Source organism: Pantoea sp. WMus005 (assembly GCF_013415305.1).
In the GTDB taxonomy this organism is placed as follows: Bacteria; Pseudomonadota; Gammaproteobacteria; order Enterobacterales; family Enterobacteriaceae; genus Pantoea; species Pantoea rara.
In genome coordinates this window covers 1,115,599-1,129,568 of the sequence record NZ_JACBXU010000001.1, presented here as the reverse complement: position 1 = coordinate 1,129,568, position 13,970 = coordinate 1,115,599, and the positions used below count along the sequence as shown (strand labels likewise).

The 13,970-nt window shown below is 55.0% G+C and carries 14 protein-coding genes; 7 read left to right on the top strand and 7 right to left on the bottom strand.

The window, feature by feature from the left end; genetic code table 11:
* The first annotated feature begins 2 nt into the window (after positions 1 to 2).
* Positions 3 to 863: a PfkB family carbohydrate kinase gene (locus tag HZZ01_RS05020; protein ID WP_179895763.1), complete on the top strand. Its 861-nt coding sequence runs from the start codon at positions 3 to 5 to the stop codon at positions 861 to 863.
* A 41-nt stretch (positions 864 to 904) separates the two neighbouring features.
* Here the strand turns inward: HZZ01_RS05020 and HZZ01_RS05015 are convergent, their stop codons facing one another.
* Positions 905 to 1,936: an NADP-dependent oxidoreductase gene (locus HZZ01_RS05015; RefSeq protein WP_134159949.1), complete on the bottom strand. Its 1,032-nt coding sequence runs from the start codon at positions 1,934 to 1,936 to the stop codon at positions 905 to 907.
* A gap of 319 nt (positions 1,937 to 2,255) precedes the next feature.
* Here HZZ01_RS05015 and HZZ01_RS05010 point away from each other — a divergent pair, with 319 nt between their 5' ends.
* Together HZZ01_RS05010 and HZZ01_RS05005 are read left to right on the top strand one after the other, a co-directional pair.
* Entirely contained in the window at positions 2,256 to 2,654 is a 399-nt protein-coding gene (locus HZZ01_RS05010; protein ID WP_179895762.1) for a VOC family protein, read from the top strand.
* 126 nt (positions 2,655 to 2,780) lie between these two features.
* The gene (locus HZZ01_RS05005) at positions 2,781 to 3,299 is read left to right on the top strand and encodes a glutamate racemase (RefSeq protein ID WP_179897055.1); all 519 of its coding nucleotides are present in this window, start codon (positions 2,781 to 2,783) and stop codon (positions 3,297 to 3,299) included.
* Here the strand turns inward: HZZ01_RS05005 and HZZ01_RS05000 are convergent.
* The gene (locus tag HZZ01_RS05000) at positions 3,292 to 4,041 is read right to left on the bottom strand and encodes a DeoR/GlpR family DNA-binding transcription regulator (RefSeq protein WP_179895761.1); all 750 of its coding nucleotides are present in this window, start codon (positions 4,039 to 4,041) and stop codon (positions 3,292 to 3,294) included. The two genes, HZZ01_RS05005 and HZZ01_RS05000, sit on opposite strands and share 8 nt — an antisense overlap.
* An 83-nt stretch (positions 4,042 to 4,124) precedes the next feature.
* Between HZZ01_RS05000 and HZZ01_RS04995 the strand changes: the two genes are divergently transcribed.
* A complete protein-coding gene (locus HZZ01_RS04995) occupies positions 4,125 to 4,709 on the top strand; it encodes an NUDIX domain-containing protein (RefSeq protein WP_179895760.1) in 585 nt (194 codons plus the stop codon).
* A 43-nt stretch (positions 4,710 to 4,752) separates the two neighbouring features.
* Here HZZ01_RS04995 and HZZ01_RS04990 read toward each other — a convergent pair whose 3' ends face one another.
* Both HZZ01_RS04990 and HZZ01_RS04985 read right to left on the bottom strand, forming a co-directional pair.
* The gene (locus HZZ01_RS04990; RefSeq protein WP_179895759.1) at positions 4,753 to 5,853 is read right to left on the bottom strand and encodes an NADH:flavin oxidoreductase/NADH oxidase; all 1,101 of its coding nucleotides are present in this window, start codon (positions 5,851 to 5,853) and stop codon (positions 4,753 to 4,755) included.
* Positions 5,854 to 6,033: 180 nt separating this feature from the next.
* Positions 6,034 to 6,783: an SDR family oxidoreductase gene (locus tag HZZ01_RS04985; RefSeq protein ID WP_179895758.1), complete on the bottom strand. Its 750-nt coding sequence runs from the start codon at positions 6,781 to 6,783 to the stop codon at positions 6,034 to 6,036.
* A 118-nt stretch (positions 6,784 to 6,901) separates the two neighbouring features.
* On the opposite strand from HZZ01_RS04985, the gene HZZ01_RS04980 reads away from it, so the two are divergent.
* Positions 6,902 to 7,819 (top strand): LysR family transcriptional regulator, encoded by a 918-nt coding sequence (locus tag HZZ01_RS04980; protein WP_179895757.1) that lies wholly within the window; start codon positions 6,902 to 6,904, stop codon positions 7,817 to 7,819.
* 17 nt (positions 7,820 to 7,836) lie between these two features.
* On the opposite strand, the gene uraH is transcribed toward HZZ01_RS04980, so the two are convergent.
* The gene (gene uraH / locus HZZ01_RS04975) at positions 7,837 to 8,259 is read right to left on the bottom strand and encodes a hydroxyisourate hydrolase (protein ID WP_179895756.1); all 423 of its coding nucleotides are present in this window, start codon (positions 8,257 to 8,259) and stop codon (positions 7,837 to 7,839) included.
* A 447-nt stretch (positions 8,260 to 8,706) separates the two neighbouring features.
* On the opposite strand from uraH, the gene HZZ01_RS04970 reads away from it, so the two are divergent.
* The gene (locus HZZ01_RS04970; RefSeq protein ID WP_179895755.1) at positions 8,707 to 9,222 is read left to right on the top strand and encodes an O-acetyl-ADP-ribose deacetylase; all 516 of its coding nucleotides are present in this window, start codon (positions 8,707 to 8,709) and stop codon (positions 9,220 to 9,222) included.
* 654 nt (positions 9,223 to 9,876) lie between these two features.
* On the top strand, positions 9,877 to 10,212 hold the full coding sequence (locus tag HZZ01_RS04965; RefSeq protein ID WP_179895754.1) for a gamma-glutamylcyclotransferase family protein: 336 nt from the start codon (positions 9,877 to 9,879) through the stop codon (positions 10,210 to 10,212).
* A 195-nt stretch (positions 10,213 to 10,407) separates the two neighbouring features.
* Here the strand turns inward: HZZ01_RS04965 and HZZ01_RS04960 are convergent, their stop codons facing one another.
* Together HZZ01_RS04960 and HZZ01_RS04955 are read right to left on the bottom strand one after the other, a co-directional pair.
* Positions 10,408 to 12,453 carry an FUSC family protein gene (locus tag HZZ01_RS04960; protein ID WP_179895753.1) on the bottom strand — a complete coding sequence of 682 codons (2,046 nt, stop codon included), beginning with the start codon at positions 12,451 to 12,453 and terminating at the stop codon, positions 10,408 to 10,410.
* Positions 12,454 to 12,567: 114 nt separating this feature from the next.
* Complete coding sequence (locus tag HZZ01_RS04955) at positions 12,568 to 13,941, bottom strand: Xaa-Pro peptidase family protein (protein ID WP_179895752.1); 1,374 nt, start codon at positions 13,939 to 13,941, stop codon at positions 12,568 to 12,570.
* Between the last annotated feature and the right edge of the window lie 29 nt (positions 13,942 to 13,970).

The following is a 13,970-nucleotide window of genomic DNA, read 5'->3' as shown; positions in this document are numbered from 1 at the left end:
TTATGAGCAAAATTGCAGTCACCGGCAGTCTTCATTACGACATTATGCTGGACGCGCATCATCGTCCGGAGAAAGGCGAAACGGTGATGGGCAGCGCCTGTCACTATAAGTTTGGCGGAAAGGGCGGTAATCAGGCGGTAGCGGCGGCCCGTGCGGGCGCAGCGGTGCGCTTTGCCGGTTCGGTGGGTCGCGATCAGCAGGGGCAATTTCTGCTGGATCATCTGCAGCAGGCCGGTGTTGATTGCACGCAGGTGAGCGTGATCGATGAGCTTCCCTCCGGAATGAGCGTGGCGATTACCGATGCCGAAGGGGATTACGGTGCGGTCGTGGTCTCCAATGCCAATCAGCAGATCCCGCTGGCGACCTTTGAACAGCCCGGCTTCTGGCAGGATGTCTCTCTGCTGGTGCTGCAAAATGAAGTTCCTGAAGCGGTCAATCTCTGTGCGGCCCAGGCGGCACAGCAGCGGGGGATTACGGTCTGTGTTAATGCCGCGCCCGCCCGCGCATTGTCGGCAGCGTTTGAGGGCTGTATCGATCTGCTGGTGGTGAACGCCATCGAGGCACGTGATATGTGCGGGATCAGCGTGCAGGATCTGAACTCAGCGCACACAGCCGCGGAATCGCTGGCGGGACGCTTTGCCAGAGTGGTGGTGACAGCGGGTGAATACGGTGTGGCTTACAGCGAGGCGGGACAAACCCATACACTGGCGGCGCAGAAAGTAAAACTGGTCAGCACGCACGGTGCCGGGGATTGTTTTGTCGGGGTGTTGTGTCAGCGCCTGAGCGTCGGCGCAACGCTGGGAGAGGCGGTCAGTGAAGCTAACTGTGCGGCTGCCGAACACGTTTCCCGGCAGCCGCACTGATTAATGGCGTGCCACGTCAGTGACGCGGCACGCTAACGCAATTATGCGCCGACGTTCACCACGGTTTTACCGAAGTTCTTGCCATTCAGCATATCGATAAACGCCTGTGGCGCGTTCTCTAATCCTTCAATCATGTGCTCGCGATAGTGGATTTTTTTATTCTCCACCAGCGGACGCATCGCCTCCAGGAACTCAGGGTAACGGTCACCATAATCCTGGAAGATGATAAAGCCCTGCATACGAATACGGCGTTTCAGAATCCCCGCCATGATCAGCGAGGTTCTGTCCGGGCCTTGAGGCAGTTCACGCTGGCTGTAAGCCGAGACCAGACCACAGACCGGCACGCGCGCCGCGGTGTTCAGCAGCGGGAACACGGCATCAAACACTTTGCCACCGACGTTTTCGAAGTAGATATCGATGCCATCCGGGCAGGCGTTTTTCAGCTGCTCTTCAAAGTCGGCGCTGTGGTGATCAAGGCAGGCATCAAAGCCCAGCGTATCGACCGCATAACGGCACTTCTCTTCACCGCCCGCCACACCCACGACACGGCAGCCTTTTTGTTTACCCAACTGGCCGACCGTTGCGCCCACCGGACCGGTTGCGGCGGCAACGACCAGCGTTTCACCCGCTTTTGGCTGACCGATATCCATCAGACCCATGTAGGCAGTAAAGCCTGGCATGCCGAGAATACCCAGCGCCCATGAGGGATGGGGCAGATCGTTGCCCAGCTTCGCAATCTCTTTGCCATCAGAGACGGCATATTCCTGCCAGCCACTCTGCGCCAGCACCCAGTCACCGGTATTAAAGTCACTGTTTTTCGATTCGGCGACCTGACAGACGGTGCCGCCCACCATTGGCTGATCCAGCTCTGCCGGCGCGGCGTAGGATTTACCTTCGTCCATCCGGCCACGCATGTAGGGGTCAAGCGAGAGGTAGATGGTCTTCAGCAGCACTTCACCCTCTTTGATTTCCGGGACGGGCTGAGCCACATGACGGAAATTCTCTTTGGTCGGCTCACCGTGTGGGCGTGAAGCCAGTAACCAGGCGTGGTTCTGGGTTGCTTGTTCAGTCATATTGTCTTCCTTTTATAGCCGGGCAATGCACAGGGCATTACCGTATGAATACCGGGAAAGTGTAGATGACTGCAGCGGGAACGCATTTAGCGCTCTGAGCGGTAAAGTGACTTATCAGATAACCGGAACTGCATGCTAACCGCAGCGGCACGCCGACTGCAGGGCGATTTCCGGCCCCGGACTACGCAGAAGGATATTCACATCTTCTTGCAAAAAACGGCGCTTTGATGGAAGTGCCAGGGAAGTGGTTACGCATCCAGCGTCACAGGAAGCTCTGAACATTGTGATAAATATCAGTGAACTCAACAGGGAGAAAACCATGGCTATTCAGCATCTGCGTATTGCCCGACCGGTGACTGACCTGACGCAAAGCAGTCAGATCTATTGCCAGGGGCTGGGGTTGCGAGAAATGGGTAACTTTACTGACCATCAGGGGTTTAGTGGTGTGATGCTGGGGGCTGAAGGGCTGGGCTGGCATCTTGAATTCACGCTCTGTCATACGCATCCCATCCGGCCATCAACAACCGATGACGATCTGCTGGTGCTCTACATGCCGCAACAGCCTGACTGGCTGGCCCGATGTGCCTGTATGGATGATGCAGGATTCCAGCGGGTGCCTTCATTTAATCCCTACTGGGATCTACGGGGCGTGACATTTATGGATGTGGATGGTTATCGTGTCGTTATCCAGCGTGCCTCATGGCCACCTGCACGCTGACCTTCTGAAAAACCGGAGCTTATCCTGAATATTCTTTGCTTCCATACCGCCGCCAGTAATATTGCGATATTTGATAATACCGCCAGCGCATTGTCGCGTAACAATCCGCCATTAAATCATCTGGTGATGCCTGCGCTGCTGGCAGAGGCGGAACGCAGCAGCGGGATGACGGCGGAGTTACGCTGCCGTATCGCAAACCTGATTAACGCGCTGCTGCCGCAGTTTGATGCCGTATTGATCACCTGCTCAACGCTGGGGCCGGTTGCCGATGATTTCTCCGTGCAGGATCGGGTTATGCGAACCGATGGGATGTTAGCGAAGGCGCTGCAGCGTCAGTCGGGTCCGACAGTGGCGCTCTGTGCGGCAGAATCAACGCTGGCGGCGACGCGGGCACTGTTCTGTCAGCCCGATAGCCAGGTAGAGGTCGCGCTGGTGGAGGGTGCCTGGGCGGCATTTAAAGCCGGGGACACAACGCGCTATTTTGCATTGATTGCGGCTGCGGCAGAGCAGGCTTATCAGCAGGGAGCCGTTGCCGTAGCTCTGGCGCAAAGCTCAATGACACCCGCTGCACAGCAGTTTCCCGAGACACAGCGACCACTGACCGGCCCGCATCTTGCGTTGCAGGCCTGCTACGATCTCAGATGATCGTCACATTATGCTGGCTGAGCGCCTGTTGCAGCGCCTTGTCCGGCTGTGTTTCGACGACCAGCGTACTCGCCAGCGACAGATCGCCAATGGCAAACGCCGACGCCGAATTCAGCTTTTCGGCGGACGCCAGCACCACGGTTTCTGCTGCGCGTCCTGCCAGCGCTCGCTTCACCGTCGCCTCTTCAAAATTCCCGGTGGTCAGCCCCGCAGCCGGATGCACACCGGTGACGCCCATAAAAAAGAGATCGGCGTTGATGCGGTTGATCGACTCCAGCATTGCTGCACCCACCGTCACCACGGAATGCTTATAGAGCTGCCCGCCAATCAGGATGATCTCCACGAGTGGATGATCGGCTAACGCCAGCGCCACGCTGGGACTGTGCGTGATGGCGGTAAAGTTCAGTGTCGCAGGTAACCGTCGCACCAGTTCCGCGCTGGTGGTCCCGCCGTCGATCAATACAATCTGTCCCGGCTGGATCAGCGAGACTGCTTTCTGCGCGATAATCTGTTTAGACGCCGTCTGCACGTTTTTGCGTGTTTCAAACGTGCCCAGCGCAGCGGAAACCGGCAGTGCGCCGCCATGCACCCGTTGTAACAATCCTTCGGCCGCCAGTTCACGCAGGTCACGGCGAATAGAGTCTTCAGAGAGCCCAAAGCGCTGGCTCAGGTCGCGCGACTGCACCTGCTTTTCCTGGGCGAGCAGGGCGAGTATTTTCTGTTTTCGTTGGCTGGATAGCATGATTCTGTTCTGCATGTTTTTTCTTGAAGTTGCACGATTGTGCATGATAGCGTGAAGGCTGTCTACTTATCCCGGAGCGCATCATGCAACAGAACCATCCCCGCGTACGCATCATCAACGAGCAGTTGCTGTCAGATAACTGGTATACCCTGAAGAAATACACTTTCTCGCTGCTGCGCCGTGATGGTCGCTGGCAGGAGCAGAGCCGCGAAGCCTATGACCGGGGCAACGGCGCGGTGATCCTGCTCTATCACCGTGAAAAACGCGCGGTCGTGCTGACCCGGCAGTTTCGCTTTCCGGTTTTCCTGAACGGGCATGATGGTTTTCTGATTGAAGCGGCCGCCGGTCTGCTGGATGACGCCTCGCCGGAAGCGCGTATTGTTGCCGAAGCGGAAGAGGAGACGGGCTTTCGAGTCAGCCAGGTGGAGAAGGTGTTTGAAGCCTTTATGAGCCCAGGTTCGGTGACTGAGAAGCTCTACTTCTTCATTGCTGAATATGGTGACCAGCAGCGCAGCGGGGAAGGCGGCGGAATAGCAGAGGAGGGTGAGGATATCGAGGTACTGGAGATCGGTTTCGACCAGGCACTACAGGCAATTGATCAGGGTGAGATTGTGGATGCCAAAACCATCATGCTGCTCCAGCATCTGCGGCTGAAAGGTATTTTATAAGAGAGCGGGCAGACCGCCACTAAGATGGTCTGCCCGTAAACATTTACTGATCCTGCGTCAGGATACCTTTTACATCGTGCGGTTCAGAACGCAGATACTGCGGCGGAACCTGCACTTTGCCGTCCAGCGCCGCCGCAGCGTGCCATGGCCAGCGTGGGTCATAGAGAATGCCGCGCGCCAGCGCCACCAGGTCAGCTTCGCCTTGTTGCAGAAGATCTTCTGCCTGCTGGGGTTCAGTTATCAGGCCAACTGCAATGACCGGAATTGACACCTGCTCACGAATATCGTGTGCGAACGGCACCTGATAATTCGGACCAACGCTGATTTTCTGTTTTTCTGACAGGCCACCGCTTGAGACGTGAATATAGGCGCAGTTCAGCGCTTCCAGCTCACGGGAGAAGGCAATTGACTGTTTAATTTCCCAGCCGCCTTCGACCCAGTCAGTCGCGGAAATGCGCACGCCGACCGGCACGGTAGCGGGTACGGCTTCACGAACAGCTTTGAAGACTTCAAGCGGGAAGCGCAGTCGGTTTTCCAGCGAACCGCCATACTCATCACTGCGCTGATTCGACAGCGGCGAAAGGAACTGATGCAGCAGATAGCCGTGCGCGGCATGCACCTCAATCAGCTCAATACCCAGGCGCACCGCGCGACGGGCGCTATCGACAAAGGCCTGTTTCACTCGCTGCAGATCGTCAATACTCATGGCCAGCGGTTTAACTTCATCCTCGCTGTAACTTATTGCTGACGGGCCCACGGTTTGCCAGCCACCGGCATCAGGCGCAATCTGCTTACCGCCTTCCCAGGGAACGGCACACGACGCTTTCCGTCCCGCATGGCCCAGCTGCATACCGATCGGAATGGAGGAATAGCGGCGCACATCGTCCAGAACCGTTTTCAGCGCGGCTTCATTATCATCATTCCATAACCCGAGGTCGCCGGGAGAGATACGGCCGATGTCCTCGACGGCGGTGGCTTCAATAATCATCAGGCCAGCGCCGGAAAAGGCCAGCTGACCAAGATGGATTCGGTGCCAGGCGGTCGCATTGCCTGCTTCAGCGGAGTACTGGCACATTGGCGCAATCACAATGCGGTTATCCAGCGTAAGTTCGCCCAGCGAGACAGTGGAAAAAAGTTGGCTCATATTATCTCCATGGTGTTATGACGGACGTGACAGGCAATAACTATAGCGGGAGATTTACCAGGCGGGATGACTGCAACGTGACTTTTTGTGAATGCGGCTGGGCTTAACCGAGTAAACCGCTGCGCTAAGACAGCGAGGTGAGGACCCCGCTGCCGTTAAAACCGGGTCTGTTATCCGCACTCAGACCTGCGCCATTCCGCCATCAACAAACAGTTCTGTCGCGTTGATAAAGCTGGCAGCATCAGATGCGAGAAATGCCACAGTTCGGGCAACCTCCTGCGGTTCACCCAGGCGGCCAAGCGGTATCTGTGCGGCCAGCGCATCAAACAAGCCCTGACGCTGATCTTCACTTACCAGATCGCCCAGTCCTGGCGTGCGGACCGGACCTGGACTGACGACATTAACCCGGATGCCGCGACCTTTCAGATCCAGCGCCCACGAACGGGCAAAGTTACGCACCGCCGCTTTACTGGCGCTGTAGACACTAAACGCTTCTGTACCCTGTATCCCTGCGGTTGAACCAGTCAGTATCACCGACGCACCATCAACCAGCAGAGGCAGGGCTTTCTGGACAGTAAAAAGCACGCCGCGCACGCTGATGCCAAAGATCCGGTCAACGTGCTCTTCAGTAATCGCGCCCAGTGGCAGCATGTCGCCGCCTCCGGCGTTGGCGAACAGAATATCCAGCCGTCCGGCCTGCGCCGCGATGCGGGAGTAAACGTCGTCGAGATCGTGCAGTTGTGAGGCGTCAGCCCGGATGCCGCTGATGGATCCGCCGATGTCAGCGACTGCGGCATCCAGCTCCGCCTGGCGTCGGCCGGTGATAAAAACCTGCGCACCCTGTGCCGCCAGTTCCCGTGCGGTGGCCAGGCCAATGCCGCTTGTTCCGCCTGTAACCAGTGCAATTTTTCCTGCGAGTGATGCGTTCATATGTTCTTCTCCGAATGGTCTCTTTGACTGATTTAGCTTTTCCCGGTCAGCCTGGCTGCCGGATAAATCCGCTAAAATGAAAATGACTATCCATGTGGGTGGATAATAGGGGAAAGGAATGGATCAGCTGCTGGCGATTAAAGCTTTTTCACGGGTAGTAGAAAGCGGCAGTTTTACCCGTGCGTCAGACTCGCTAAATATGCCAAAAGCGACGCTGAGCAAACTGGTTCAGGAGCTGGAAGCGCATCTCTCCGTTCGGCTACTTCAGCGCACCACACGGCGCGTGACCGTCACTGCGGAAGGGCAGGAATACTATGAAAAGGCGCTGCGTGTTCTGCACAATCTTGAGGATATTGATGCCTGTTTTAATGCACGGCGCAGTAAGCCGCGCGGGCAGTTGCGTGTAGATATCGGCGGGTCTACCGCACGTGATATTCTCATTCCGTTGCTGCCCGATTTCTTTGCCCGCTATCCGGACATTACGCTCGACCTTGGCGTCTCCGATCGTCCGGCCAACCTGATTAGCGATAACATTGATTGTGTAATCCGGGGTGGCCCGCTGGGCGACTCCTCGCTGATTGCCCGTCTGATTGGGCACGCCACACTGATGACCTGCGCGACACCCGCTTATCTGAAAGCATTTGGCGTTCCTGCTTATCCTGATGAACTGCGCAACGGACACCGGCTGGTGAGTTATCTCTCGCCGCAAACTGGTAAGCCATTTCCGTTACGATTTGAACGTCAGGGCGAGAAAATTGAGATTACCAGCGCGCATCGCATTGGCGTAAATGAAAGTAATGCACATCTGGCGGCGGGACTGGCCGGGCTGGGGATTATTCAGACGTTCAGTTATTCGCTGTCGTCGATTCTGCGGCAGGGCGAAATGGTAGAGATCCTGCGAGACTGGCGTCCTGCGGGTTATCCGTTTCATGTGGTGTATCCGCAAAACCGGCACGTGACACAACGGCTACGGGTGTTTATTGACTGGCTGGTGGAGTGCTTTCCGGCGCGGGTAGCGGGGGAATCCGGCACCTGAGTGCCGGACCGGGCAGATTAGTTGCCGCGATAGGTTGAGTAACCAAACGGGCTCAGCAGTAACGGGATATGGTAGTGCTCGCCACTGGCTTCCATGTTGAATTCAACCGGGATCTGCGGGAAGAAGGTTTTCTGGTTGGTCTTTTTATAGAAGTCACCGGTTTTAAACACGACACGGTAACTGCCTGCGCTGGCAGTTTTATCCTGCGGGAACAGGGCGCTGATGCGACCGTTATTGTCGGTAACGCCTGACGCCAGTTTCACCCAGTTATCCTGCTGCTTTTGATCCAGTTCAACCTCAATGCCTGCCGTAGGCTGACCGGTTTGCAGATTAAGAACGTGCACGCTCAGCGGGTTTTTAGCCGCAGCAGGCTGGGCTGCGATAGCGGATGCGCCAGAGGTCATGAGTAATGTTGCGATCAAAGCATATGAAGTTTTCATCAACGTTTCCTTTATTGATTGTCTGAAGTCGGGTGACAGTGCACAGAGAGTAAAGCGCATGAAGCCAAAGAGGTAATTAGTGGCCGGAAATGTGAAATTTCCGAGAAAGAGAGCTGCATTTAGTTACATCATACATTTGCTCTATTAATCCAGAGTCAGGCATCGGTGCAACAATCACTCAACAGGAAAAAATCGGCAGGTTAAATCTTCTTTAAATTCAGTAGCAAAAAGCAGGGCGGCGACAGGCTTAAATCGGTTTTATATGACAGGTGCATTGGAATTGATGCGATCAATAAGGCTCTGAGGCAGGCAGCCCATCAAAGCCGGCACACCGGACATCAGATTAAGGCTATATTTGAATACATCTTAAAACTTGTCATATAACAGCAACGAAGCGCAGGATCAGCAAATTCGTGCTCATCACCAGAGTAAAATACGTGGGGTCAGATGAATAAAATAAACGTAATTCAGGGCGATATCACCAGAATCGCTACAGAAGCGATTGTTAATGCCGCCAATTCTTCGTTACTGGGGGGCGGTGGCGTGGATGGGGCAATCCATCGCGCTGGCGGGCCAGTGATTCTGGCTGAGTGCCAGGCAATCCGCAATTGTCAGGGTGGATGCAAAGTCGGTGAAGCCGTGATTACTGGCGCAGGGAATTTGCCAGCGAATTATGTCATCCATACGGTTGGTCCGCGCTGGAGCGATGGACGACATAATGAAGATACACTGTTAAAAAGTGCCTACCTGAGCTGTTTTAAACTCGTTGGACACCACGGCATCAAAACGGTCTCGTTTCCCAACATCAGCACAGGGATTTATGGTTTCCCTAAAGAACGCGCCGCAGCGATTGCTTTAGACGTCATCAAACACAGTCTGAATGAGAACCCCACAATCGGGAAGGTTAACTTAGTCTGTTTTGATGCGGAAAATTATGATCTGTATCTTAAGTTACTGGCCTGAGGATTTGCACAGGTAAGGGGAGGCGTTTGTCAGTCCAGAGCACCCAGGTTTGTCAGAGGAAAAGCGGGCTGACAGCGGAGATAGTGAAAACACATCCCTTATTTAACATAATATACATTATGCGACCTTTAATGCGTACTCTGATTATGATGTCCGTACATCGCTGAAAACCCCGATTCTGACTGTGTCGGTCAGCTTATCACACCCGTCAGACTGCGCAATTTTCGCAGGCTTAATGACTGCCATCCGCCTTCCTTTCACAGCCAGTCCCGCGCTGTCATTTTTAGGTGTTCGTTATTCTCAGGAACCTTTCCAGGCTGAGCGCACTGTTCTCATGACTTTGTATTGTGCTGATTGTCATCCTGCAGCTCATCGTCACGCAATCAGATTTGATAACGAAAATACCGCACTGCCCATCCCATCAGGAATCTCCGGCTTCACTGAGGTTCCAATGCTCAACCAAAATGGCAACGCTACGTGAATTCTGAGATGTCAGCGTGGCCCTTTGACCGCAGGATTTGTCACAGCGCGTCATGTCGACCCATGTTCCTGGCCCGCTTATCCCTTCATTCCAGAAAATCCGCACAGCCACATGACATCAGATTTCAGGCACGTTAAAGTTGCTGGCTTCGACGGATTCCATGATGAGAGAAAATGAAACGTTTGTTTGTCTACGGCACGCTCTGCCCGGGCCGCGAGAATGCCCATATCCTGGAAAACATTGGCGGAGAATGGCTGGCTGGCTCGGTGAATGGCACTTTCTATGAGCGTGGCTGGGGCGCGGCGGCCGATTTTCCTGGCATTATTCTGGATGAACATGGCCCCGAAGTGCCGGGATATCTGTTTGTCTCCGATCAGCTGGACGCTCACTGGCCAATGCTGGATGCGTTTGAGGATGGTTATGATCGCGTCGAAGTTCGCGTTTATGTCGGGGAGAATCAGCATTACACTGCGTGGATTTATCAGCTTCAGTCACCGGTAAACAGCTGAAAATATTCAGGCTGCATCCTGTTACGCGCGCCCTGCTCTTTTTGCTGACGTCAGACGCCACTTTCATTACCAGACCCGATAAACGTGCACGATGCCTGACCTTACTTTAAAGAAAAGTATAATGTATGATGTAACTAAAAGGCCTTCTTTTATCGCTCATGCTCTGTTAGCGCCACCAGCTCCCCCTTTGCACCTTTACTCCGGCCAGCGCTGATGCGGAAACAGTGACACCCTGATATTGAACAGATGGATTAAGGGTGCGACAGCGGCACTTTCCTGTCGGGCAATCGGCTCCAGCCGCAGCAGCAACAGATCCAGCTCTTCCAGCAGATCCTGATGCGGCGCTAACTGCAGCGACTTCATCTTGCGCTTCAGATAGAGCGCCAGCTCGTGAAACATCTGCCCGCTATCAATCCGGTGACTCTCCAGCACGTCGCGATAGCGTGCATAGAAGTCGTAACAGTTAGCACCCAGCCAGGTTTCCGTAATCAGATACCCTCCCACCACGATATCCGGCACCGGATCGAGCCGTTTACGCGGCAGAATAATGTTCACCCGGTCGAGCATGCGGGCAATAAATTGCTGACGTGACAACAACGTAGCGGAGTTGCGCTCCACCATTTTGACAAACCCTAACAGGTCGCGCAGCCCACGCTGTACTGCTCTTCTGGCAATCCATGACGGTCGCTTGTTGCGGATCAGTGCTGTCAGTACCACTGCAAACATAATCCCCACCATCGACGAGATGGCGGCATTCAGGGTGACGATCAGGTTCGGCACAAAGTGATGGCTTAAGCCGATAAAACCCGGGATCTGAATGGCGACACTCAGTCCAATCAGATTGGTCGCCGGATTGGCGATCACCAGACTGAGCAGCATCAGACCGGGCAGCAGGCAGATCATCAGCGCCTGTAAGGTATTCGCCTGTGGGATCAGGAAAGCGATGTAGAACAGACTGACCACCAGCGCAATCGCCACCCCTTTCACGAACAACTTCATCGGCGCCACCGGGGAATCAACACTGGCAAAAAATGAGCTGATGATCGCCGCCATTAAAGGCGCATTGGCGCCGTCAGCCCAGCCGCTGCCAATCCAGAACAGGCTGGAAAGAAAGGTCGCCAGAAAAGCGGTCAGCGCAGACAGTCTCAGCAGACCTTTATCAATATGACGATGTTCCCGGATAGTGCGGATCGCCGCCCCATCCCCGTGGCTGTAAAGATCCCCAGCGCGCGCGCTGACATTCTCATAGGCATCGGCAATACGCACAAAGTTAGCCATACGCTCCAGCAGACCAATCAGCAGCAGACTCTCTTCAGTTGCCAGCTGCCCTGCCCGCCATTGATCTTCCAGCGACGCCTGACTGACGGCAATCGCCTCTCGCAGCCCGGCGATATCATTAATGCTGTCGTGATGCAGCCACAACAGAAATTCCTGAAACACGTCGGTGACGCACGGCGGAAAACGAATGTTCAGTTCCGCCAGCACGCCCAGCCGTGACTCAATCGCAGTCAGAGTCGGCAGCAGATAAGTCAGATGCTGATACTGCACGCTGACCAGACGGATGACATTACGCGCCGCTTCGCCCTCATAGACACAGTGCGTCAGCAACGTTTCAACATTCAGCGGATAGCCCGCCATCTGGATCAGGATATCTTCCCGCTCCAGCGATTTATTTTTTGCCATCCCGCTGATCAGTTCATCGCAGAGTTTGCGCGCGTTCTGAAACCAGAGATTGACGCTCTGCCCCAGCAGATGATGCATCGACACCGGAAACACCAGCCGGTGAACCAGCGTGCTGCACAGGATGCCCAGCGTAATCTCCTCAATACGTGAAATGACCGTATTGATAATCGCCGATGGCGTATCGACATCAGGAAAGCCCATAATCGCCGCGCTGTAGCCGGCCAGCATAAAGATATAACTCTTCGGCGTGCGGTCATGCAGAGAAAGATAAAGGCAAACCGTCACCCATAGCGACACACAGAGGCTAAACAGCACCGGCGACTGCACGGTTTCAGGATAGATGAGCAGAATAAAGATGCCGCCCAGCAGCGTGCCCAACAGCCGAAACAACGATTTCGAGACGGTTGATGCCGCATAGAGTTGCGAAGTGACAAACACGGTGGTCAGCGCCCAGGCGGGTTTTTCGAAGTTAAGAATGAGCGCCACAGAGAGTGCGATAAACGCGGCCAGAGAGGTTTTGCAGGCAAACAAAACCGCGTTTTTGGTAAACCATTTCATCTGATGAGAGCAACCAGGAACTTTCTGAGGCGCGTATCCTGACAGATGCGCCTGCGTTTTACTCTCAGTTAAATTTTACAAATTATTACCGGCCGAATCCGGCCGGTTAATCCTTTACTGGCGTACCAGCGCACGGCGCTTATCCAGTAAAAAAGGGCGCAGATACCCTACCGTGTTAGAGAGCAAAATCACCTCATCCGGCAACCGGATCTTCAGCACCTCTGTCAGGTACGCTTTGCGCTGCGTCATACGCTGCCAGACCTCCGGATAAGTGCGCGCCAGCGCATGACGCAATGCTGTATCGGCCAGCCCGACCGTATCTTCGATACTGCAGCCGCCATAACCTGGCACCGACGGAATGATATCGATCTGCAGCAGCATACCGCTCTTCAGTGTAATGGCTGAATCGGGATAAATGGGCGAACTCAGCCACTCTTCGTCAGCCACCAGATGCCCCGGATTAAGATGCCAGCCGTACTGCGTTTTAGGCAGGACCGTTTCGATAAGCGAATAGAGTTCACCGCCAGTAATCCCGATGCGCAACTGCTCAAGCCAACTGACAACCGCATGATAGTAGGGGATCGCCAGCCGGGTTAACCAGTCAGAAACGTGACATTGTAACCCGGAAGCGCTGCTGACGACATACGCAGTACGGCTGGTCAGCCCGCCTTTATAGCCGGTGGTCAGCGAGAGTTTGTCGCCTTCTGCAATCCGTTTATCAGAGGGATAAAGCCGGGCATGCGCGAAACGATCGCCGGTTGCGGCAATGGTGACTACCGTGTCTGGCTGCCCTTCTGCGTTCAGCTTTGCCCCTAACGCCTTCTCCGTGACGCCCGGCTCAACGCTATCCAGCGCAGCCAGCATCGCGGTTGACGCAAGATTAGCGCCAGCTTCATAAAACGCCACTTCATCGGCGCAGTTTACGCAGCGCGCCCCGTTGTCAGGTGAAATAAACAGTCCGGTCGCGTTTACCAGCTGCGCGTCGCCACCCGCCGCCTGAGCCGCTGCTTCACAGATGAAATGCGGCAGATCGAATAGTCTGCCGGTAAGCAATTTCCAGCCCACCAGCCCGGTACGTTTTCCCGCGACAATCCCGGCCTCGGTTAACAGCTGCTCCAGCGGCTGCTCCCCGTGCATGGGCTGATTGGGCAGAGAAAAGACCGGCGCATGCAGACAGTGACCGGGATTGCGTGCAAAAGGCACCAGCTTGAGGTTCTCATTACCCATGATATAGGTAAGCTCGCCCTGCTGATTCACCACCAGCAATGCCTCCTCGAAGCGCGGAATAAATCCCGCCAGATATTCAAAATTGCTGCCATGCTCTTTGTCGGCATAAATAATCAGCTGCGCAATCTGCTGCTGCTGCATCCGTTGAATAATCGCGGCCAGACGACGATGCAGCGTTTCATCAGACATCACCGGGCTGGCGACACCCGAAAACACCGGCGGCGGCGGGATCAAGTCCAGGGCATAGCGATTGGCATCCATAACGTACTCCAGTGGCCAGATTGAGGGTG